This is a genomic window from Plantibacter cousiniae (nom. nud.) (assembly GCF_977070315.1).
On the sequence record NZ_CDRVEU010000002.1, the window covers coordinates 632888 to 654301 of the forward strand.

The following is a 21414-nucleotide window of genomic DNA, read 5'->3' on the forward strand; positions in this document are numbered from 1 at the left end:
GAGGCCGTATAGCGCGTTTATCTGTATATCCATACAGATAAACCTTGCCCGCTACGCATTCAACGTTCATCCTTGCAGCCCTTGCACCGGTAATCGACGACGGTAGTCATGCGGCTGTTTCTCTGCGAAAAACCTTCCCAGGCCAAAGACATTGCGGCTGCGCTCGGCGCAACCCGGCGTGGCGACGGCTGCTGGGTGGGTGCCAATGCGACGGTCACCTGGTGCATCGGCCACCTGCTGGAAACCGCCCCGCCCGACGCCTACGATGCACGTTACAAACGCTGGGTACTGGAAGACCTGCCCATCGTGCCGGAAAAATGGAAAATGCTGGTCAAGCCCAGAACCGCCAGCCAGTTCAAGGCAGTCAAGCGGCTGCTGGGTGAAGCCCGGGAACTGGTGATCGCCACCGACGCCGACCGTGAGGGCGAAATGATCGCCCGCGAACTGATCGAGCACTGTCGCTATCGCGGGCCGATTCAGCGTTTGTGGCTGTCGGCACTGGATGACGCCTCGATCCGCAAGGCGCTGGCGGCGCTCAAGCCCGGTGCCGATACGTTCAGCCTGTATCACTCGGCGCTGGGTCGATCACGCGCCGACTGGCTGATCGGCATGAACATGAGTCGCCTGTTTACACTGCTGGGTCGACAATCCGGTTATCAGGGCGTGTTGCCAGTAGGTCGGGTACAAACCCCGACCCTGCGACTGGTGGTAGACCGTGATCGCAGCATCGCCAACTTCGTCCCGGCGCCCTACTGGGCTATCGACGTCAGGCTGCTGCATGACAATCAGGCGTTCATCGCCCAGTGGCGCGCACCATCGGATGCCTGCGACGACCAGGACCGTTGCCTGAACCAGGCGCTTGCGCAAAAGGCTGCGCACGACATGCGCGGCGCGGCCAGCGCACGACTGGTCAAGCTGCGCACCGAGCGCATTCGCGAAGCGGCGCCTTTGCCGTTTGACCTGGGCACCCTGCAGGAAATCTGTTCGAAGAAGCTCGGGCTCGGCGCGCAGGAAACCCTCGACATCGCCCAGTCCCTGTATGAAACCCACAAGGTCATCACCTATCCGCGCAGCGATTGCGGGTACCTGCCGAACAGTCAGCATGGTGAGGCCGCAGGCATTATCGCGGCGCTGTGCAAGGCCGACCCTGCGCTGGCAGGCCTGTCGCCGCACCTCGACCCACAACGTCGATCACGGGCCTGGAATGACAGCAAAGTGACAGCCCACCACGGCATCATTCCCACCGCGGCGGTGCGCGGCGTAGAACGTCTGACCGGCAAACCGCGAGCGGTGTATACCCTGATCAGGGCGCGTTACCTCGCGCAGTTTCTGCCCAACCACGAATTCGATCGCACCCAGGCTGACTTCGACTGTGCAGGCCACGCGCTGCGTGCGGTGGGCAAACAGATTGTCGAGCCAGGCTGGAAGCGTGCGATGCCCGAAGCGCTGGCCCCGGTCAAGGGTCGCGAAGCGCCTGCCCCGCAGCCGTTGCCGGCATTGTTTCAGGGCTGCGAGTGTGCGGTCGCCGAGGTCATCCTCAAGGACCTCTGGACCCAGCCGCCCAAGCCGTTCACCGAGGGAGACCTGATCAAGGCAATGAAGAACGTCGCCAGACTGGTGGAAGACCCGCTGCTCAAACAGAAGCTCAAGGACACCACCGGCATTGGCACCGAAGCCACCCGCGCCGGGATCATTCAAGGCCTGCTGGACCGTGGCTACCTGACCAAGCAAGGCAAGTCGCTGTGCGCAGCACCGGCAGCCTTCAGCCTGATCGACGCCGTGCCCCGTGCCATCGCCGATCCGGGCACCACCGCCATCTGGGAACAGGCGCTGGACATGGTCCAGAGCGGCGAAATGAGCCTTGAAGAGTTCGTCGCCAAACAGGCGGCGTGGATGAGCAAACAGGTCAGCCGTTGCGTCGGCATGCGTATGAGTATCAGCGGACCAGCCAGCCCGGCAGGCGTTACACCGCCCTGGAAGAAAAAACGCAAGACCACTAAACGGCCCGCCAAGACCTCCACCGCCACGACGGATACTGCGGCGAAAAAGCCGCGGCGCGCTGCCAGACCGGCCGCCAAGGCGTAGGCCGGAACAGCGATAACCAGATCAGCCATTGCACATTCAAGCGTTACGAACAGGTGTTACAACATGTCAGACCGAGAGCTCATCATTCCGTCCACCATGCAGTCGATCATGGACCGTGCAGGCTATGCACCTGCGGTCAGGGTTGGGGATACCCTGTACTGCGCGGGCCAGGTGGGGCGTACGCGGGATATGGAAGTCATCCTCAACCCGGAGGCGCAGTTCATCGCCTGCTGGGAGAATCTGCGCACGGTGCTCGCCGAGGGCGGTTGCACCTTCGAGGATATAGTCGACATGACGACTTACCATGTCGCCATGAGCGAACACATGGCGGTCTTTCGTGAAGTAAAAAACCGCATATTCCCGCGTGGCCAGTGCGCCTGGACCTGCATCGGCGTTGCCGAACTGGCGCACCCCGGGTTGCTGCTCGAAATCAAGTGCGTTGCGATCAGGCGCAACAACGCCTGATCGACATCACAGACTCGAGCGCAAGGGTATCTCGTGCCGCGAAGTTTGTGCCTGGACATCGTCCAGACCGACCATTTCGTCATGCGCCACGGCCTGGGTCATGAACAGTTTTACGTCAGAGACCGAAGACAGCACCTTGCGCGCCTCTTCCACCGAAGCAACGTGCAGGGTTTTTCCGCTCGAATCTTCCACTGGCACAGACTTGCCCTCGAGCTTTGCGTGCAGCACGTAGGAACCGCCTTCCATGGAGATCAGATCGAGTTCACGAACCGTTTGATCCTTTACATGTTTGGTCAGGTCTTGAATGTTCAAAGTCACACCTCCGGTGGCGTTCTGGAAATCAGCGCCGCTTGAAAATGGAGCTTTTATTGGCGCAAACGTTCAGTCGTTTGGGGGACGGCCAGCCTGAATATCCATGTCGCAAATACATGAGACAGGTTGAGCGATGTTATTCTGCGGCGGCTTCGGACACCCGGCTGCGCACGTCGCGTACCCCCCCCCGAACAGATATTCAAGGATAGACAGATGATCGACTTCAACAACAAGGGCTTCTTCAAACTCAAACAGAATGACGAATACGCGGACCGGGTCAAGGACCTGCTGCTCGACGGCGAAGAGGTTATCGATGCCTACAAGTCCATGCGTGATGGCGTAGTGTTCACGAGCAAACGCATCATTGCGGTCAACGTCCAGGGGCTGACAGGCAGCAAGAAGGACTTCACCTCCTTGCCGTACAAGAACATCGTGGCGTGGTCGGTCGAGACATCGGGTACGTTCGACCTGGACTCTGAACTGGAAATCTACTTCTCGGCGGTCGGCAAGGTAAAATTCGAATTCACCGGCAAGACCTCAATCGTTCAGATATCCAGGTACATCTCCCAACACCTTCTGGGCTGAAAAACGCCATCAGCCTGCGCATGGCGCAGGCCCTGGCATCTTAGGTCACTTGCCCAACAGCAGCGCTGCGTCGAAGCCCATCCGCAAGTTGCCCCAGTGGCGCCCCTCGAAAAAGAACGGCACATCGATTTCGGTCATGATCTCTCCGGTATCGCGCAAATAAGTCTGCAACAGAAAACGCTGCTTGTTGCCTGCGGCGCGCAGACCAATCGGGTCGGAGAACATGCGTTTGTTGCGGCACACCGGCAGATCGACTTCGCGGTTGCCGGTAGGCTTTTGCGATACCCAACTGTTGTTGACCGGGCAATAGCCTTTGCTGTCGACGATGAAGGTGACCTTGCCGCCGCGTGTGCCCTTGGTCAGCTTGTCGCATTCTTCCTGGCAGACTTGCGCAAAACGCTCGGTGTAACCGGTGGTGTATTGTTTGGGGTCTGTGCCCGGAATCAGCTTGTAACTCTGATCGAACAGATTGACGCCCTGTTTGTGCAGCTCGGCCAGGCGTACTTGCAGAATGTCACGGCACTGACTGGCGCGAGTGATCGCTGCATCCAGTTCGCCATGCCCAAGCACGAAACGCCCCAGCAGCGCCTGCACTTGCTCAGCCACACTGGACAGATCCCGAGTAGCCGTTGCGGAGTGCTGCATGCGCTGATCGATGGCCTGGCTATCGGAATAGATCCGCGTTACCCGTTCATTGATCCCCGTGTTGGTAGAGGCGAACTGCTGAATGTGTGCAGCGATGTCGGCGAGCTTGTCGTTGGTCGACTCGAAATCGCCGATCATGCTCTCGAAATGGCCGGATGCGCGCTCCACCACCAGTTGGGTTTCACGGGCGCTGTGGCTGATCTGGATGGTCTGTTCGTGTGTGGAACTGACTTCCTGAAGCATCGCGTCGATGTTGCGCGAGATGTCGTCAGTGGCTTTGCTGACGTTTTGCGCCAGCGTGCGCACCTCGTCGGCCACCACCGCAAAACCTCGACCACTCTCCCCCGCACGCGCCGCTTCGATGGCCGCATTGAGCGCCAGCAGGTTGGTTTGCGAAGAAATCTGCTGAATCAGCCCGACAATCGACTTGATGCTTGATGAACGCTCATTCAGGCCGGAGACCAGCCCACCGAACTCGTTGAGACTGGTGGATATCTGGCTGATATTGCCGGTCACCTCAAGCAGTTCGGCGTAAGAGTCGCGTGCCATGCTCAGATTCTGCGCAGTGGTGCTGGAAATACCCTGGGTCTGCTGCGAAACATCCTCGATGCTGCCCACTGCCATATTGCTCTGGTCCATCACTTCTCTGGCGAAGCGTGCCTGATCGGTCGCGCTGTCGCTGGAGTCACTGATGTTCTTCAGCGAACGCGCCGACTCGACGGCGATCTGCACAGTCAGCCCCTGAATGCTGCTGATGATCTCGCGCTGTTTGGCCAGAAAGAGATTGCAGGTACTGGCCAGCCCGCGAATTTCATCATGGGTGAGCAGCGGCAGATCCCTTGATAGATCACCTTCGCCACTGGCGACCTCTTCGAGCGCGCGAGTCATGGACATCACCGGACGCACGATCAGGTGGCGGAAATACCACACCATGAAGCTGACCATGACCAGCGTGAACAGGGTGCTCAGCAGAATTGCGTTGCTCAGCAGATCGAGCTGACTCTGGATCACGCCCAGCGCGGCAGGGTCCGTTTGCGTGCCGCGCAATTGCAGCATGATGTCGGAACGAATGTTCAGCGCCACCCAATACAGCAAGGCGCTGACCACGACCAGCAGGAAAAGGCTTGATAGCTTCTTGGTCAGCGTGTTGAAAAACTGCTTTTCAACTGACTCGTACAAAGCCTTTAACGTCTGCATTTTCCTGCTCCTGGGTACAAGGGTGATTCTTGTGCGATGGTTAACGTCTGTCGCGACCAAAGCTTTAATGCGTTCGCCTTCAGCGGAGGCGGAAAAACTTCGACCACACAGCTCGCGGCGCTTTTCGCGCCGCAGAGTACTGCAGAGCTGGGCAATTTGATATCACAGTTGAAAGCGATCAACCGATTGTGAAAGCTGCCCGGCCATCAACGACAGTTCATCAGTGGTACTGGCTGTCTGGCCGATGACACGGCTATTGCCCTCGGACATGCTGGCAATCATTTCTACCTGATGGGCGATTTCGTTGCTGGCCAGGCTCTGCTCGCCAATGGTACGGGTGATGTCATTGACCAACTGCGTGGTGCTCAATGTGGCATCCAGGATATCGCTGATCGCACGCTCCACTTCAGCGGTGACCGCCATGCCCTTGTCGACCTGGGCCACACCGGCTTCCATGCTGGTAACCGCCTCGCGGGTGCTCTGCTGAATGCGCGCAACCATGGTGGTTATTTCCTGAGTGGAAGCACTGGTGCGCCCTGCCAGGCTGCGCACCTCGTCGGCCACCACGGCAAAACCACGGCCCTGCTCGCCAGCGCGGGCAGCTTCGATGGCCGCGTTGAGCGCCAACAGGTTGGTCTGGTCGGCAATGCCCTTGATGACCTGAATAATATTGAAGATGCCTTCCGAATCCTTGTCCAGCGTGCGGATCACCTGAGCCGACTGCTGTGCCGAACGGGCAATGCTGTCCATGTCACTGACCACCTGATGGATCACCTTACCGCCGTTCTTGGCCAGGGATTCTGCCTGACTGGCCATATCCAGCGCCTGCCCCGCATGTCGGGTGATTTCTTCAATGCTTGCGGTCATCTCGCTGGTCGCCGCCGACATGGTGCCGGCTGCTGAACTCTGTTGCCGGCTGCTGTCGGCCACCTCATGGCAACCACTGCTGAGCTGACGGCTCATGCCACTGACGTCATTGGCATTGCTGCGCACCACTTCGATCATGCTGCGCAGGTCACGCTGCATGATCGCCAGGCTGCGAATCAGCATGCTGGCTTCGTCACGGCCACTTGACTCGGCGATGGGTTCGCGCAGGTTGCCATGGGCAATACTGTCGGCAATACGGCTGGCGGACGCGAGCGGGATCATGATGCTGCGCGTCACCCAATGCCCCTGCACCAGCAGCAGCAAAATACTGATCGAAAGCACGACTAACAAGGTGACATTGGCACTAAGAGTGGTCTGACGGGTGCGTTCGCCGCTGGCTTTGGCGTTGTCCTCGATCAGGTCACTCAAGCTCGACATCTGCCCCTCCAACTGCGTGAAGGCACTGGAAAAAGTACCCAGCTCTTGCTGCGCGCGGTCCGGGCTGTCGATGGCCAGCCCGACAATTCGCTCGCCTGCGCTGATATAAGCGTCGAGGCTTGGCTTTATCCTGCTCAGCTCTGCCTTGATGGCATCAGTGAGCGGCAATTGCAGGTTATCGCCCACGACCTTGCGAAACAGCGCGGCATGCTCTTTGAGGGATGCCTGCACTTCGTCGCGCATACTGTTGCTCTTGCCCAGGCCGAACAGCATCGCTGACAGCACATCGGCGCGCAGCGCATCGTGCATCATGTCGGCTTCGAGGTGATTGCCCAGTGCAGCCATGCTGACTTCACTGTCGAGCATCGCCGCCTCCATGCGCGTATTACCCAGGTAGTTGACCAGGCTGATGATCATGACGGTCAGCACACTGGTGCCTATCAGCAAGAACAGACGTAGTTTTATCGACATCCTGTAGCCCCTCCGGTCAATGAAATAACGTGAGCTGCGGATTGCTCTTATTCAAGAGCTTATCGACGCACGTTGCCAGATACTTAAGCTTATTTAACGGATATTGCCGAATCCGCAGACGATCACGTTGAACGTCAGGCCTGACGCCGCTCTGTAACGCGTCTATGGTGAACTGAGGACATTCAATCCACACACAGGAGCCAGCACCGTGCCTGACAAGAAGTTCGCCATCGATCTCGCCTACCGGCCCCGCCTTGCCGACCTCAAACCGCTGACGTCGACTACCACGCTGCTGGAACCTCAGGCGTTGGCCGCACCACGCACTACACCGGCAAGCGACTTGAAAAAACGCACCGGCTACGCCGAGAACTTCCTTGGTGATTTCATCGTGCCCTGGCCGACCACCGACGAAGAACTTGCGCCTGATGTCTACCCGTTAAAGAACACCGGTAATCGCCTCGATTACACGCACTTTTCCATCACCATGTCGCGCAGTCGGCGTCTGGCGCTGTATGTCGGCGTCAACATTGATGGTGCCAACAGCGTAGAGGTCAAACGCAGCAAGGATTCCTGGGCATTTGACGGTCGCCTGCCCGCCGAGGCGCAGATTGGCGAAAGTGTGTACGCCGACAACCTGCTGGATCGCGGCCATCTGGTTCGGCGTCAGGACCCTAACTGGGGCAAGGAAGCCGAAGTTGCCAACAGCGATACCTTCCACTTCACCAACTGCTCGCCGCAGATGGGTGCGTTCAATCAGAAGACCTGGCTGGAGCTGGAGGACTACATTCTCGACAACACACGACGCTGGAAGTCACGGGTAACGGTGTTTACCGGCCCCGTGCTGCGCGACGACGACCGCAGCTACCGCAATGTCAAAATCCCTTCGGCATTCTGGAAAGTCGTGGCGTTTCTCGGCGATGACGGCAAGCCTTCGGCCAGCGCCTATATGATCGACCAGACCCGCGAGCTGGGTAAGCTGGACATCATGTTCGGCCCGCTCAAAACCTGGCAACGCAGCGTGGCGCAGATCGAGCAACTCACCGGTATCCGTTTTGGCGATCTGTCCAGCTACGACGGCTTCTCCAACGAAGAGCGCCTGACCGGCACACGCATCGAAGCCCAGATCCGCGGACCACAGGATATTCGGGTCTGACTTGCCGGTAAGCGCGGCCTACTCCACGTTCGATCCCGAGTGTGCAGCAAGGACACAAACGTGTGACGCACAGCGCCACACGTTTGTAACCTGCACACTACTCGAACTGCTGACGGTTTTCCGGAGTAATAAGCTTGAACGGCACCCAGATGACCGGGGACGCCAGGGTTTCGCCGCGCGCCATGCGCATCGCGGCATCCACTGCGCCGTTGGCCTGCCCGAGCGCATCCTGGAACACGCTCACCGCCATCTTGCCTTCGGCCATCAGCTTCAAACCGTCCGGGGTGCCATCGATCCCGCCCACCAGATAATCACCCGCCTTTTTGCCGGTTTTTTCCAGCCCCATGATTGCCCCAATGGCCATTTCGTCATTGTTGGCGGCGACGATGGAGAAGTCCACGCCCTGCTTGACCCATTCAATCACGATGGTCGCAGCCTGACTGCGCTCCCAGTTGCCGATTTTCTTCTGCACGACCCTCATGTCCGGGTACTTGGCGACCACCTTCTCCACGTCCTCGGTGCGCATGACCGATGATTTGTTGCTCGGGTCGCCGACCAGAATCACCACATTGCCCTTGTAATTGGCGCGGCGGGCCAGCTCTTCCATCTGCAGGGTGCCGGACTCCAGTTCGTCAGAGCCGACGAACGCCGTCAGCGCAGGCCATTTGGCAGGTTCCGGATTACGGTTGACGAATACTAGAGGAACCTTGGCTTCATTGGCCAGACGCATCATTTCCGGCGCACTTTTGCCACTCACCATCGCGACCACGATGGCATCGACTTTCGAGTTCACCAGATTGCGAAACTGCCGCATCTGCAGCTCCACGTCGTCCTGGCCGTTTTCCATGAAAATGTCGGCGTCCAGCAGGGCTACCTGTTTCTCCACGCCGTGGCGCAGGATGGTCTGGAAATTGTCGTTGTATTTGGCCATGCCTACACCGATCAGCGGCGTTGCTGCCTGCGCCAGGCCAGCGAACAGCAGGCTCGCACTCAGGGAAATCGATAACCACTGTTTCATGTTCTGACTCCCGGGGCGTTAAACGCTGAAATGATGGAGCAGCTCGCGCTGATCCCTGGCCATTTTCGACAGATCCTGACTGCTGATTGCCGATTGCTCGGCACCGTCGGCGGCCTGCTGGGCAGAATCGTTGATGTGCGTGACCATGCGACTGGTCTCCTGCACCGTTGCGCTTTGCTGCTCGGTGGCCGCAGCGATCTGAATGTTCATGTCGCGAATCGTATCCACCGCCTCGCCCATTTCCACCAGCAATTGATCAGCGCCGGAGGCCAGTGTTACGCAATGGTCGGACTGGATCTGGCTTTCGTTCATCACCTCTACCGCCGAATGGATCTTGCTCTGCATCTGGCCGATCATTTCCTGGATCTCGCTGGTGGAGGTCTGTGTGCGACTGGCCAGCGAGCGCACCTCATCGGCCACCACCGCAAAGCCCCTGCCCTGCTCGCCAGCCCGCGCCGCTTCGATGGCTGCGTTGAGCGCCAGCAGGTTGGTCTGTTCGGCAATGGTGCGAATGGCGTCGACGATACCGTCGATGTTCTGCCCGTATTTCTGCAATTCGTCGGTCACCGCAGACGCCTTGTTGACCTGTTCAGCCTGCTGGCGAATGTTGACGATGGTTTCAGCCACACGCTTTTGCACCTTTCCGGTCAGCTCACTGGTGCTGTCCACCGCGCCGCGTGTGTCCTGAGCCCGACGGGCCACTTCCTCGACCGTGCTTTCCATTTCATTCATGGCTGACGCGGCAGAGTTGAGCCGATCCTTTTGCTGGTCGACCACGCGGGTCGTCTGCTCACTGATCTGCGCGTTCTGGCTGGCGGTCAGCGCCAGGGTATCGGCCGACCCGATCAACTGACGAAACGTCTGTTGCAACGACTGGGTGAATTCATTGAGATAACCACCCAACTCACCAAACTCATCGCGACGGCTAACGTCGAAACGTACCCGCATGTCGCCACCGGTGAGAGTCTTCAAAACCTCGCGAAACGCCGCCAGAGGGCGACGCAGGCTGAAGGCGACCCATGTGCCGATGATCGCTGCCGCCATGACGGCCAGCAGGCAGGCGATCAGCAACAGGCTAAGGCTGGTGGCAATGGTCGAATCCGCCCCGGCCTTGGCCTCATTGGCCACCGCCAGTGACTGATTGCCGAACTCGCCAATCTTGTCCAGCGTTGCCTGAAGACGGGTTTCCGCTGCCTGGCGCTGTTTGTCGACCTGCTCGGCGAGCGCCGCTTCCTGCCTGTAGGCCTGATAAACGCCGTCGCTGCCGGTCAGATCATTAAGCAGGCGGTTGACCATCACGCCGGCAATCCGGCCAGCACGCGGGTCGGCTGCGATGAGCTCCCGTGTGCGGGTGCTTATCACCTCATCCTGCAGGTTGAGCACGCGCTGCAAGGCCTGAATATTCGGTGTGGCGGCATGGGCAGCCAGACCTTCGTAGGATTTGCCGACTTCCAGTAAAAGCTTTTCCCCCGCTGCCACAGTTTCGGCGGAACCGGCGTTGCGCTCGCGGGCAATGTAGTCACGAAGATAACCGGTCAGTTGCGCGCCCTGACTGTTGCTGTAGCCCTGCAACACTCGGCTCTGAATTGTCTGCAGAACGTGCTGTCGATGGCTGGCAATCAGCGTCTGCGCCTGCTCGGCATAGGCAGCACTCAGTTGGCGCTGCTGGTTCAGGTTGTCGCGCAGTTCGGAACGATCGCCAATATAGGCAGGCGTGCTGTCCAGCAGCTGATTGAACCGAGCCATGCTGTCGTTGAAGGGCTGTTTGCCATCGTCGATCTGTCTGGGATCATTGCTGACCAGGATCCCGAGCAGTGCCTGATTGGCGCGCAGCACATGCACGTAAAGCTCGCTCGCCGCCCTGCTCAAGGGTGCGGACTGCCCTGTGATGACGCTGATCCGATCGCTTATGGAATGGGTGCTTTGATAGCTGATACCTGCCATGGCAAGCAGCAGTACTACCAGCACAGCAAATCCACCGATCACTCGCTGAAGAATGGTCATGGCTATCCTCTTTATTTTTATTGCGCTGAATCTGATCCGGGCCCGCGTCGAGAACGTCAGTCCGGAAAATGATCGGAGCGCTAAAGAGAATGTCGGCTGCGCCAAGGGCGACTTGAGAAGTAGGTCACGTTTTTTTACTGGCAGGAGCCACTAAAAAGGACTGCCTGACCTGAGACGTCAAACAGTCCTCTATCAAATATGGTGATCAGCGGAAATGACGCGCCACGGCTTCCGGCGCGTCAGGCACGTCCATATTGATCCGGCGCCAGGCCGCCTGCGCGAAGCTGTACACCGAAAACGCAATCAGCCCGAGCGCCACAATCAGCAATACCAGGCCACCTGCGGGCAAATCCTGCAAACCGTTGAGCGCGTCCTTCATGCCCGGCGGGTGCATGGCCTGATAACTGGAACCGCTTACCGCCAGTAACACGGCAATTTCGATGAATGCCACGCCCCGGGCGATCAAGCCGAAGCGCGATACCGGACGCACGTACTTCATGACGTCCTCGTCGGCCTCGAAATACTTCTCGAAGGAAGCCTTGTAGCCCTTGATGATGTGCACAATGCCCAACCCCAGGGGCACCAGGGCGACCACGTAGACCAGCAGATTGGAGTGATCCCAGGACAGAATGGCTGCCAGCAGGTCCTTGGCCTGACCACCGTCCGATGAGCCACCGGAGCTCTTCAGCCCACTGACCAGCAGGCCAAGGGCGAAGAACGCCAGTGCGCCGTACGTAAAGCCGCCCACCAACAGACCACCGCGAATCACCAGCCCTTTGAATTCGCGGCCATGATGATCAACGTCCCGGGTAGCCTGCAAGATACGCCATGCCGCAAATGCCAGCAGGCCGACGATCACTACCCCGACCAGAACACCGCCGAATGGCTGGCTCAACAGCGCTTCAAGACTGCTGTGGCTGTCGGCAGGCTGCGAGGAGCCTTGCGCCGCCAGTACCGCGAACAGACCGATAATCAGATAAACAACACCACGGGCGGCATAACAGCCCCGTGCAAGTAGAACAAGGCCGCGTTGCGCCGACATAATTAACTATCCCTGAAAGTGATTACAGGAACAGACCGGGCACAGCCCGAGGGGTTCGACCCGATTGACGACGCGTCATGCCATTCGCCGTCATCGGGTCACACGCCGTCAGGCAAACGTGGCACCGCGCGCGTTGACGAACACCGAATAAAGCGAATGGCTGCTGGCCATGAACAGCCGATTACCCTCTCGCCCGCCGAAGCAGATGTTGGCGCAGCGTTCGGGCAGGCTGATGTGGCCGATGGCCTTGCCTTGAGGGTTGAACACGCGCACGCCGTCGAGTTTCTCCATGTCCGCCTTGGGGTCACCATTGCCGCCCCAGCCGCACCACAGATTGCCGCTTTCGTCGCACTTGATGCCGTCGATGGCCGCGTAGTCCAGACCTTCGATGTGCTTGCGCCGTTCGCCCAGCGTGCCATCTTCCTTGACCGCTATAGCCCAGATAAGGCCATTGGGTTTGGCCCGCCCTTCGACCACATACAAGGTTTTCTCGTCCGGCGAAAAGCACAGACCATTCGGACCGGCCAGATCATCGATAACCCTGGAGACCTTGCCGTTCGAGGGGTCTATGCGATAGACGCCGAAGGGTTGCTCCTGCTTGACCTTTTGACCTTCATAATTGCTTTCGGCCTGAAAGGTAGGGTCGGTGAACCAGATAGAACCATCACGTTTGCAGGCGATGTCGTTGGGCGAATTGAAAGGTTTGCCCTCGAAGCTGTCGGCCAGCACGGTGATACGCCCGTTGTACTCGGTACGCGTCACCCGCCGCCCTTCGGTGGTGGTGCTCGACCCCTCACAAACCAGCAACCGACCCTGACGGTCGCGGCACATGCCATTGGAAAAGTTCGAGTGCTCGCGGTACACCGACAGCTCACCCGTTACCTCGTCCCAGCGCATGATGCGATTGTTGGCGATATCGCTGACCAGCAAGTAGCGACCGTCTCCGATCCACACCGGCCCTTCGGCCCAGCGCATGCCGCTGGCCAGCTTCTCGACGCTCGCATTGAATATTCGTATGTCGGTAAAGCTGTCATCCAGCACACGGACCAACGGGTCGGGATAGCGCTGGGTCAGCGGCTGAGCGCTGGAAAAACGCGGCAATGCGCCGATGGCGGCAACGGTTGCTGAAACGGCCAGCGATTTTTTCAGAAAGCTCCGACGGCTTGGCTCCAGAGCGGGGCTTGAGGTTGAGAAATCCATCATGCGTCTCCTTGTTATTTTTGGAATGGCGCCGGCCTTGCGGCCGAACGTCATCCTACAAGATAACGCTGCATAGCTTGAATGATGGCCGTGTGAGATCACGGCAGCACTGCGTATTATCTGCCAGCTCTCTTATTAGCTGCTGACTGCCGTTCTGCTCTGAACGTATGAAGCCTTTTAGCTGCAGCGCATACAAGAAACGCCGATGGAACCAGCATTACGAATACCATTAAGGCAAGAATCAGGAACTCTCCATCCTCGCCACCGATTATGCCTAGCGCACTCACTGCTGAAGCATACATATCGAGGCCTGTTTCAGTTCCAAGAAGCCAGCCAATAAAGCCTAAAGCGACAACCCACTTAGTGAGCAGCGTAGCCAGTAGCAAAACCAAAATACCCATTACGATGAGTTTTATTATCTTCTTCATTTGGAATTCTTATCGCCAGCATCGACCACATCTATTATCCCATAGTACTTGAGATTTGTTCCGTCAATAACCGCCCCCCTCTGGCTGCGAAGATACTTCTTAAGCTCATCGAAACCAATCTGAGAGTTAAGAGTAACGCAGCCTTCGCTTACACCACGCGGCCCGACGGGGTGGAGCCTAAACGCGCCACGCCGTATATTATCAACAGTTGTCTGATCATCAACTTCCCCGTCATCTCTGTAGAGACCAAACCACTCTCCTCTGTCTGTGCCAGCCAAAAAGTCTTGTAACGGCTCTCTAACCCAACCGAACCTGCCCCCACTTTGCCGATCAACAATAAAATATCGCCCAGTTGGAATTGCACCTTTCCCCTGAACAGACTGATATTGAGGATTGTTAACAAATGGAGCCCCCATACCCGAGAACGCTTCATAGCTAGCTTGGCCACAACGTAAGGTGCTCACGGATTCACTATTTAATGAAAAGCTGCAATATGCAACATTAGGATTATTGGTATTTTCCGACATGTAACACCCTTCTTTGGCAAAACTAGGCGTAGACTCTACTTTTTATACCATCCCAACCACCCGCTACTTGTCCGCCGCCTTGACCATCGGATCGCTTCTGCTGGGTATAGAGCATTTTTATGCGCCCATAATTAAGACGCACTGTTTCAGTTGGAAAACCACTTTCAATCGAGCCATTACCATTCAGAGATACCGAAGAAATTATTACCTCTTCAAGCTTTATCTCTAGATATTTTATTTTTTCCGTACCTGCACGATTTACAGCGATAGTGACCTCTTTGAAATGCTTACCACTGCAGCAAGCCTCATGGAGCTTGGGGGTAGATTTATCAACAGCTTTACGGAAAAAGAAATCGCTCATACTGGCTCGCCCGCTGCTTGCCCCGCCAGCGCTTGTTGTCGTCGCCGACGCTGACTGGCTTGCACCAACATCAAAATCCGAAAGCTCTATCCAATCTTTAAATACAGCGTCAAGAGATTCGCCAGGAATACCTTCGATCTGCATATAAGTATCAAACGCCATAGCACCACTCCCTGTGTACATTTAACAAAAGACTTATAGTAACTGATTTTTTAGGCTGAAAACTTTTTCCTATAACTCACCCAAGAGAATTCAAGAGAAATTCTCGCAGAGCTTGCAACTCAACACTGAATCATTAACAGCGCCATTAGCATATCAAGTGTTGATACCTACAAATAATGCGCCAAACACACCTTTATGAAAAACCATCACTGAATACTCCTTAGCCGATATTAAAACGTCGTCAGCTCGACAAGCAATAAGTCAAGGCACACAAGGATGCCCGAACGGCACATGTTAACGCTATCGTCTTTATCTGAAGACCATGAAGGATAAGTCATACTGAAACATTTAAAAATAAACAAGACCTTATAATTATGTGCTTAACCTGATTTGCAGGCCAACTCGAAGCACAGCTTTCACGTTCTTGATTGCCTCAAACTGTAAGCAAAACCAGCAATCAGGTATCGTGACCATCTTTCTCTCTACACTCCAAGGTCCCCCATGCCATCCTGCAAACGCGAACAGGCCCAGACAGATCGGCGTCTGGTGAGCGCACTGACGCACGCCTGCGAGACCGCCAAGGCCGAAATGCCCGGTTTTTGCTGGCTGACTCATGAAGTCGATTACGCGGCGTTCCCGGCCAGCCTGCGGGTGGTGTGGGTGTTTGACACGCTGGCTGACAAGAACGCTGCACTGGAGCGCGGGTTGGGCGAGCGGATGATCGGTCTTACGGTAGAGGCACTTGACGATGCACAGGTCAGCCTGTCGAATCCAGCGGCTCATGTGCATGTCGACTGCGAAGAGCAGTGCCTGCGCGAGAACGCGGGCGACTGGCAGCAGCGCATCAAACGCAAATACGCCAGACGAGGTTGAGCATGGCCAAGGACATAGAAAACCCGTGCATTTCCGTATGCCAGCTCAGCGGTGATCTGTGTGTGAGCTGCGGGCGTACCAAGGACGATATCCGCAAGTGGAAGCGCATGAAGCGGCCAGAAAAAATGGCTGCCGTGCAACGCGCGACCCAGCGACTGAAAAGCCTGCAGAAAAAGAGCATTTGAAGCCTAAATTTCATCTTCGGTGTGGAAACTTCTTTAAAACGGCCCGGGTCAGTATTACCCGTGACTCGGTTGCCTGGAGTCGGACGAATTACAGGAACTTCACTCTTGGTCAGTCATGCAGATCGCCGCAACACGCTTTCACTGGACAGCCTGAATTTCTTCCTTGCCGATGTGCGCGATGGCCTGGGCCCGTATCTGGCGATCTACCTGCTGGCGGTGCACAAATGGGACCCGGCCAGCATCGCTGTGGTGATGACCATCGCCGGCATTGCCGGGCTGCTGACCCAGACACCTGCCGGGGCGCTGATCGACCGTACGCCCTACAAGCGCGCCATGATTGGTGTGGCGGCCTTGTTGGTGACGCTGAGTTGCGTGATTCTGCCGTTTACCTCGTCCTTTTCCATTGTCGCCCTGACCCAGGCGTTGAGCAGCATTGCGGCCTCGGTATTTGCACCGGCCATCGCGGCCATTTCGCTGGGCATCACCGGGCCAAAAGCGTTTACCCGCCGTACCGGACGCAACGAAACGTTCAACCACGCTGGTAACGCCTGCGCAGCCCTTCTGGCTGGCGGCTTCGCCTATCTATTCGGCCCTATTGCGGTGTTTTACCTGATGGCCGCGATGGCGCTGGCGAGTATTGTCGCGGTCAGCTTCGTTTCCGCAGACGCCATCGATCACGACGTGGCTCGGGGCTTCGACGCCAGTCACGACGTCAGTGGTCATCAGCCGTCGGGGCTTTCTGCACTGTTGAGCAACAAGCCGCTGCTGATGTTCGGTATCTGCTGCGCGCTGTTCCATCTGGCCAACGCAGCGATGCTGCCGCTGGTGAGTCAGAAGCTGTCACAGATCAACATGCAAATGGCGACACCGCTCACTTCAGCGTGCATCGTCGCGGCCCAACTGGTGATGGTGCCAGCCGCGCTGCTGGTAGGTATGAAAGCGGATGTCTGGGGGCGCAAGCCGCTGCTGCTGGCCGGTTTTCTGTTCTTGCCGATTCGCGGTGTGCTTTACACCCTCTCCGATGATCCCTATTGGCTGGTAGCGGTGCAGATGCTCGACGGCATCGGTGCGGGCCTGTTCGGTGCCCTGTTCCCATTGATGGTCAAGGACCTCACTCAAGGCAGCGGGCGTTTCAACGTGAGTCTGGGTGCGCTGTCCACGCTGTTCGGGCTGGGTGCAGCGCTGAGCAATAGCCTGGCGGGTTTTGTCGTGCATGCGGCAGGTTACAGCGCGGCATTTCTGACCCTTGCCGGTGTGGCAGCGGTAGCGTTCTGCCTGTTGTGGCTGGCCGTGCCAGAGACCCTTTCGCGCTCGCATAACGAACCCGGGCTCAAGCCGGACACTACCGTGGGCGCGTGAAACGTCTTACTCCAGCGTAAACGCCCTGACCTGCCAGCCCTCGCGCTGGCGGGTCGCGACTACCAGACCACCTCCTTCACCTTCCATCCCGCCGACCCAACGCCCTTCCTCGTCCCACAGACCACTGCGCCCCGCCGACTGCCAGCCGCCAGTCGGCCCTCCATGATTGGCCATCAACACCGGCAGTGAGTGGCGGCGGGCATGCCCCGAAAGCAGTCCGGCGTCGTATTCATAGCCTCCCGGCGAGATCAGCACACTGGCTGCGTACACCCAGGCTCCGCCTTGCGCCAGGCGGCGCGCATGCTCGGCGTGGGCAAAGTCTGCACACACGCACAGACCGATCCGCTGCTGACCAAGTGGCAGATAGCAGTCCGCATTGCCTGCGCTAAACACCACGTCTTCACCGGGATGCAGGTATTGCTTGGCATAGGCGATGACATCGCCCGCAGCGGTGAAGGTCAATGCGCCAATCAGGACGCTATCGTCCGGCCCCTTGAGCGGCACGCCAAGGGTGGTCGTCAATCGCAACTTCACCGCCAGTGCCGCGAGCGGCGCCAGACGCACATCGTCGGCAAGCAGGGCGAGTTCGCTAGCCAGATCCGGTTCGTAGCCTGTGAGTGACAACTCTGGAAACAGCAGGTAAGTGGCGCCCTGTTCAGCTGCCCGTTGCATGAACGCCAGGTGCCCGGAGAGGTTGTGCTCGATAGCTCCCCGTGCAGAGCAGAATTGGGCAGCGGCGAGTATTGGAAACGTCATTGGCTCTCCAGAGCACACAGGAATCACAGGCGAGAGGTTCGCCGACCTCAATAGCCGGGTTGACGCATATTACATTTTCAAGGCCCAGCGAAGTTGTACGACGTAGTCCCCCACCTGAGCGCTGAGTTGCAAGGATCGCCCCCCTACTGATCAGCCCGATGTTACATCCCCAGCAACAAACAACAATAATTCTCAACGGAGATGTTATATTGTATCTATTACCATCAGGAAGTCTCACATGTCGTCTCGTAGAATCGCGTCTCTGGCAGGCTTGGCAATCGGCGTTTTGGGCAATACGGGTTACGCGGAGGAAAGCCCGCAGACCATAGAACTGGAAAGCGTCAACGTCACGTCCGACTATCAGTACGAGACGGCGACCAGCCCGGTCCAGGGCTATCGCGCTACCCGCTCGGCCACGGCCACTAAAACCGATACCGCCATCGCGGATATCCCGCAGTCGATCAGCGTGGTACCTGCCTCGGTGCTCAAGGACCTTGGCAGCAACAGCGTCGAGCGTGCGCTGGATTTTGCCGGCGGCGTGTCGAAGCAGAACAACTTCGGCGGTCTGACGCTTTACGAGTACAGCATCCGGGGCTTTACCACTTCCGAATTTTACAAGGACGGCTTCAGCGCCAACCGCGGCTACCCTGCCACGCCGGATGCCGCAAATATCGAGCGTATCGAAGTGCTGAAAGGCCCCGCCGCCAGCCTGTACGGGCGTGGCGATCCGGGCGGCACGGTCAATATCGTCACCAAGAAACCCCAGCGTGAAGCCTTTACCACCTTGCAGACCAGCGCAGGCAGTTGGGATCGCTATCGCACCGCGCTGGACGTCAACACCCCGCTGGATGAAGAAGGCAATCTGCTCTCGCGGGTCAATCTGGCCGTCGAAGACAACAACAGCTTTCGTGACCATGTAGAAAGCAAACGGGTGTTTGTCGCCCCGTCCTTCAGTTGGCAACTGAACCCAGACACCCGTCTGCTGGTGGAAACCGAATTCGTGCGCCACACATCGACTTTCGACCGGGGCGTGGTCGCCCCCAACAACACCTGGAACGGCGTGTCGCGCTCGACCTTCCTCGGTGAGCCGGACGATGACATCGATAACGACAACAACATGGTCCAGTTCGCGTTGGACCACCAGCTCAACGATATCTGGTCACTGCGTCTGGCCAGCCATTACAAACAGGGCGAGATGTCGGGTTTTGCCAGCGAGGCGCGCCCGTTGAATGCCGACGGGCACACGGTCAATCGCCGTTATCGGGAGCGCGACAACAACTGGCATGACAGCATCACCCAGTTGGAATTACGCGGTCGTCTCGATGGTATGGGAGTCGAGCACGAAGTGCTGATCGGCACCGAGTACGAGAACTATCGCAAGAACGAGCGCGTCACGACCATCGCCGGCAGCCCCTACGCCATCGACATCTACAACCCGGTCTACGGCCAACCGAAACCCGCCGGCGCACGCTCCGGTACTGATTTTTACGAGCATGTCGAAAGCCGCGCGCTGAACCTGCAGGACCAGATTGTCTTTACCGACAAGCTGCGCGGCATGATCGGGGCACGCTACGAGCACTTCGATCAGCAGGTCGATGACTTCACCACCAACGCCACCTCCGGGCAGCGCCAGGACGCCTTCACTCAGCGCGCCGGGCTGCTTTATCAACTTACACCGCAGGTCGGCCTGTTCGCCAACGCCTCCACCTCATTCAAGCCCAACAATGGCCTGGATGCCGCCGGCAAAACCTTCGACCCGGAAGAAGGCGTCGGCTACGAAGTCGGGATCAAGAGCGAACTGTTCGACGATCGCCTGAGCACGACCCTCTCCGCCTTTCATATCGAAAAAGAAAACGTTCTCGCGCTGGATCCGGGCACCGACACCAATCGTGCGGTGGGCAAGGCTCGCAGCCAGGGCTTGGATCTGCAATTGACCGGGCAGGTCAGCGAAGCCATTCGGGTCATCGGTGCCTTCGCCTACATTGATGCCGAAGTGACCAAGGGCGACCAGAGCATCCCCTCCGGCAGTCGGATCCTCGGTGTCGCCAAACACAGCGGCAGCCTGCTGGGCGTCTATGAGTTCCAGGAAGGCGCGTTGCGCGGCTCGGACGTGGGCGCGGCGTATACCTACGTCGGCGACCGCTCGGGGCAGTCGGGCGCTGACTTCGAGTTGCCGGCCTACCAGACCGTAGACCTGCTGGCGCATTACAAAGCCAGCGAGAACGTCACGGTGGGTCTGAACCTGAACAACATTTTCGATGAAAAATACTACGAGCGCTCCTACAGCAATTACTGGGTCGCGCCTGGCGAACCGCGCAACGTTACGGTGAGCCTGACCCTCAGCCTCTGACGCTCATAACAATTCGATTCAATACACCCCGCTCCCAACAACAAGGACGCATCATGCTTTCAAACAAACCTTTCCTGGCCTTGGGCCTGCTCGGCGCTTTGTTCGCCAGCCACGTCAATGCGCACGGTCTGTGGACCGAACAGCGTCGCGGCAATATCGAAGTGGTCTACGGTCATGGCGCCGAAGACAACGCTTTCAAGGCGCAGAAAGTCAGCGGGGCGTGGGCCTACGACCTGCAGGGCAAAATGATCCCGGTGACGGTACAACGCCTTGAAGACCACGCGCGTCTGGTGCCGCTCAAGCCGCCTGCGGTCATGAGCGTTGCGCTGGATAACGGCATGTGGACGCGCGACGCCGAGAAGCGATGGGTCAATGAAGGTCGCAGCAAAGTGCCCAACGGCACCGACTCCATCCACACCTTCAAATACAGCGTGGCTATTTACGCCGAAGGCGCGCACCTGCCAGCGTTCAACAAGTTGAATTTCGTGATCGTGCCGCAGACCGACCCTTTGAAAGTCGGCGCAGGCAAACCACTGCCGGTGCGCGTACTGATCGACGGCAAACCCGCCGCCGGTATCAAGCTGATCGGCGATTACCGCAGCGCACCGGACGTCGTCAGCGCCGAAACCGATGCACAAGGTCTGGCCAGCGTCATCGTGCGTAACGAGGGGCTGAATATCATCGCCGCCGAAGTCACGCTGCCGGTCAAGGACAACGCCGACATCGCTGAACGCGGCTTGTTTACCTCGCTGACGTTTGTTGGTGAAGCGCATCACGACTGATGACGCGCAGTAGCAAATAACTTCTACTCAGCCACGCAAGGTATCTTCGGCCGACGTTGCCGGAGAACCTTGCTGATCGCAATTTGCGCGTGCCTGCTCGATTGCCTGCCTGTTAATGCTTGCCCATGCGGACAGCATTTCCAGCTGCG

The 21414-nt window shown here is 58.0% G+C and carries 20 protein-coding genes; 9 read left to right on the top strand and 11 right to left on the bottom strand.

The genetic code is table 11. The annotated features are described in order from the left end of the window. Positions 1-108: 108 nt before the first annotated feature. The gene (locus ACW55A_RS06415) at positions 109-2085 is read left to right on the top strand and encodes a DNA topoisomerase III (RefSeq protein WP_058416759.1); all 1977 of its coding nucleotides are present in this window, start codon (positions 109-111) and stop codon (positions 2083-2085) included. Positions 2086-2148: 63 nt separating this feature from the next. Then, positions 2149-2550: a RidA family protein gene (locus ACW55A_RS06420; protein ID WP_003367150.1), complete on the top strand. Its 402-nt coding sequence runs from the start codon at positions 2149-2151 to the stop codon at positions 2548-2550. Positions 2551-2556: 6 nt separating this feature from the next. On the opposite strand, the gene ACW55A_RS06425 is transcribed toward ACW55A_RS06420, so the two are convergent. Beyond that, positions 2557-2862: a DUF6482 family protein gene (locus ACW55A_RS06425; protein ID WP_003367149.1), complete on the bottom strand. Its 306-nt coding sequence runs from the start codon at positions 2860-2862 to the stop codon at positions 2557-2559. Between the two features lie 213 nt (positions 2863-3075). On the opposite strand from ACW55A_RS06425, the gene ACW55A_RS06430 reads away from it, so the two are divergent. After that, positions 3076-3447: a PH domain-containing protein gene (locus ACW55A_RS06430; RefSeq protein WP_003367147.1), complete on the top strand. Its 372-nt coding sequence runs from the start codon at positions 3076-3078 to the stop codon at positions 3445-3447. Between the two features lie 45 nt (positions 3448-3492). On the opposite strand, the gene ACW55A_RS06435 is transcribed toward ACW55A_RS06430, so the two are convergent. Both ACW55A_RS06435 and ACW55A_RS06440 read right to left on the bottom strand, forming a co-directional pair. Further along, on the bottom strand, positions 3493-5289 hold the full coding sequence (locus ACW55A_RS06435) for a methyl-accepting chemotaxis protein (RefSeq protein WP_455807689.1): 1797 nt from the start codon (positions 5287-5289) through the stop codon (positions 3493-3495). A gap of 162 nt (positions 5290-5451) precedes the next feature. After that, positions 5452-7065, bottom strand: a complete 1614-nt coding sequence (locus tag ACW55A_RS06440) for a methyl-accepting chemotaxis protein (protein WP_498810650.1) — start codon at positions 7063-7065, stop codon at positions 5452-5454. 208 nt (positions 7066-7273) lie between these two features. Here ACW55A_RS06440 and ACW55A_RS06445 point away from each other — a divergent pair, with 208 nt between their 5' ends. Further along, the gene (locus ACW55A_RS06445; protein WP_003432935.1) at positions 7274-8218 is read left to right on the top strand and encodes a DNA/RNA non-specific endonuclease; all 945 of its coding nucleotides are present in this window, start codon (positions 7274-7276) and stop codon (positions 8216-8218) included. A 97-nt stretch (positions 8219-8315) separates the two neighbouring features. Here the strand turns inward: ACW55A_RS06445 and ACW55A_RS06450 are convergent, their stop codons facing one another. From ACW55A_RS06450 to ACW55A_RS06480, 7 genes are all read right to left on the bottom strand, one after another. Next, on the bottom strand, positions 8316-9236 hold the full coding sequence (locus ACW55A_RS06450) for a substrate-binding domain-containing protein (protein ID WP_058396782.1): 921 nt from the start codon (positions 9234-9236) through the stop codon (positions 8316-8318). An 18-nt stretch (positions 9237-9254) separates the two neighbouring features. Next, complete coding sequence (locus ACW55A_RS06455) at positions 9255-11240, bottom strand: methyl-accepting chemotaxis protein (protein WP_003432937.1); 1986 nt, start codon at positions 11238-11240, stop codon at positions 9255-9257. 205 nt (positions 11241-11445) lie between these two features. Then, on the bottom strand, positions 11446-12282 hold the full coding sequence (locus tag ACW55A_RS06460) for a DUF1206 domain-containing protein (protein WP_498810649.1): 837 nt from the start codon (positions 12280-12282) through the stop codon (positions 11446-11448). Between the two features lie 108 nt (positions 12283-12390). Further along, positions 12391-13485: an SMP-30/gluconolactonase/LRE family protein gene (locus ACW55A_RS06465; protein WP_498810648.1), complete on the bottom strand. Its 1095-nt coding sequence runs from the start codon at positions 13483-13485 to the stop codon at positions 12391-12393. Positions 13486-13598: 113 nt separating this feature from the next. Continuing rightward, a complete protein-coding gene (locus ACW55A_RS06470) occupies positions 13599-13910 on the bottom strand; it encodes a hypothetical protein (RefSeq protein WP_096106950.1) in 312 nt (103 codons plus the stop codon). Then, a complete protein-coding gene (locus ACW55A_RS06475; protein ID WP_080348723.1) occupies positions 13907-14437 on the bottom strand; it encodes a DUF2778 domain-containing protein in 531 nt (176 codons plus the stop codon). The genes ACW55A_RS06470 and ACW55A_RS06475 overlap by 4 nt, the downstream gene beginning before the upstream one ends. A gap of 22 nt (positions 14438-14459) precedes the next feature. After that, on the bottom strand, positions 14460-14960 hold the full coding sequence (locus ACW55A_RS06480; RefSeq protein ID WP_003432945.1) for an Hcp family type VI secretion system effector: 501 nt from the start codon (positions 14958-14960) through the stop codon (positions 14460-14462). 501 nt (positions 14961-15461) lie between these two features. Between ACW55A_RS06480 and ACW55A_RS06485 the strand changes: the two genes are divergently transcribed. The 3 genes from ACW55A_RS06485 to ACW55A_RS06495 all read left to right on the top strand — a co-directional run bounded on the left by ACW55A_RS06485 (position 15462) and on the right by ACW55A_RS06495 (position 17377). Beyond that, positions 15462-15833: a hypothetical protein gene (locus ACW55A_RS06485; protein ID WP_455807693.1), complete on the top strand. Its 372-nt coding sequence runs from the start codon at positions 15462-15464 to the stop codon at positions 15831-15833. A gap of 2 nt (positions 15834-15835) precedes the next feature. Continuing rightward, entirely contained in the window at positions 15836-16018 is a 183-nt protein-coding gene (locus ACW55A_RS06490; protein WP_003315517.1) for a DUF1289 domain-containing protein, read from the top strand. A 105-nt stretch (positions 16019-16123) separates the two neighbouring features. Next, the gene (locus tag ACW55A_RS06495; RefSeq protein WP_498810647.1) at positions 16124-17377 is read left to right on the top strand and encodes an MFS transporter; all 1254 of its coding nucleotides are present in this window, start codon (positions 16124-16126) and stop codon (positions 17375-17377) included. A gap of 6 nt (positions 17378-17383) precedes the next feature. Here ACW55A_RS06495 and ACW55A_RS06500 read toward each other — a convergent pair whose 3' ends face one another. Further along, entirely contained in the window at positions 17384-18133 is a 750-nt protein-coding gene (locus ACW55A_RS06500) for a carbon-nitrogen hydrolase family protein (protein ID WP_498810646.1), read from the bottom strand. 238 nt (positions 18134-18371) lie between these two features. On the opposite strand from ACW55A_RS06500, the gene ACW55A_RS06505 reads away from it, so the two are divergent. Together ACW55A_RS06505 and ACW55A_RS06510 are read left to right on the top strand one after the other, a co-directional pair. Next, on the top strand, positions 18372-20483 hold the full coding sequence (locus ACW55A_RS06505) for a TonB-dependent siderophore receptor (protein ID WP_455807697.1): 2112 nt from the start codon (positions 18372-18374) through the stop codon (positions 20481-20483). A 53-nt stretch (positions 20484-20536) separates the two neighbouring features. After that, the gene (locus tag ACW55A_RS06510; RefSeq protein WP_003367111.1) at positions 20537-21265 is read left to right on the top strand and encodes a DUF4198 domain-containing protein; all 729 of its coding nucleotides are present in this window, start codon (positions 20537-20539) and stop codon (positions 21263-21265) included. Positions 21266-21414 lie beyond the last annotated feature (149 nt).

Bases quoted from the DNA above. Each gene is read 5' to 3' on its own strand.
- ACW55A_RS06450 (WP_058396782.1), bottom strand. From the start codon at position 9,236: ATGAAACAGTGGTTATCGATTTCCCTGAGTGCGAGCCTGCTGTTCGCT.
- ACW55A_RS06440 (WP_498810650.1), bottom strand. From the start codon at position 7,065: ATGTCGATAAAACTACGTCTGTTCTTGCTGATAGGCACCAGTGTGCTG.
- ACW55A_RS06490 (WP_003315517.1), top strand. From the start codon at position 15,836: ATGGCCAAGGACATAGAAAACCCGTGCATTTCCGTATGCCAGCTCAGC.
- ACW55A_RS06470 (WP_096106950.1), bottom strand. From the start codon at position 13,910: ATGAAGAAGATAATAAAACTCATCGTAATGGGTATTTTGGTTTTGCTA.
- ACW55A_RS06455 (WP_003432937.1), bottom strand. From the start codon at position 11,240: ATGACCATTCTTCAGCGAGTGATCGGTGGATTTGCTGTGCTGGTAGTA.
- ACW55A_RS06480 (WP_003432945.1), bottom strand. From the start codon at position 14,960: ATGGCGTTTGATACTTATATGCAGATCGAAGGTATTCCTGGCGAATCT.
- ACW55A_RS06420 (WP_003367150.1), top strand. From the start codon at position 2,149: ATGTCAGACCGAGAGCTCATCATTCCGTCCACCATGCAGTCGATCATG.
- ACW55A_RS06460 (WP_498810649.1), bottom strand. From the start codon at position 12,282: ATGTCGGCGCAACGCGGCCTTGTTCTACTTGCACGGGGCTGTTATGCC.
- ACW55A_RS06465 (WP_498810648.1), bottom strand. From the start codon at position 13,485: ATGATGGATTTCTCAACCTCAAGCCCCGCTCTGGAGCCAAGCCGTCGG.
- ACW55A_RS06510 (WP_003367111.1), top strand. From the start codon at position 20,537: ATGCTTTCAAACAAACCTTTCCTGGCCTTGGGCCTGCTCGGCGCTTTG.
- ACW55A_RS06485 (WP_455807693.1), top strand. From the start codon at position 15,462: ATGCCATCCTGCAAACGCGAACAGGCCCAGACAGATCGGCGTCTGGTG.
- ACW55A_RS06500 (WP_498810646.1), bottom strand. From the start codon at position 18,133: ATGACGTTTCCAATACTCGCCGCTGCCCAATTCTGCTCTGCACGGGGA.
- ACW55A_RS06430 (WP_003367147.1), top strand. From the start codon at position 3,076: ATGATCGACTTCAACAACAAGGGCTTCTTCAAACTCAAACAGAATGAC.
- ACW55A_RS06435 (WP_455807689.1), bottom strand. From the start codon at position 5,289: ATGCAGACGTTAAAGGCTTTGTACGAGTCAGTTGAAAAGCAGTTTTTC.
- ACW55A_RS06505 (WP_455807697.1), top strand. From the start codon at position 18,372: ATGTCGTCTCGTAGAATCGCGTCTCTGGCAGGCTTGGCAATCGGCGTT.
- ACW55A_RS06415 (WP_058416759.1), top strand. From the start codon at position 109: ATGCGGCTGTTTCTCTGCGAAAAACCTTCCCAGGCCAAAGACATTGCG.
- ACW55A_RS06475 (WP_080348723.1), bottom strand. From the start codon at position 14,437: ATGTCGGAAAATACCAATAATCCTAATGTTGCATATTGCAGCTTTTCA.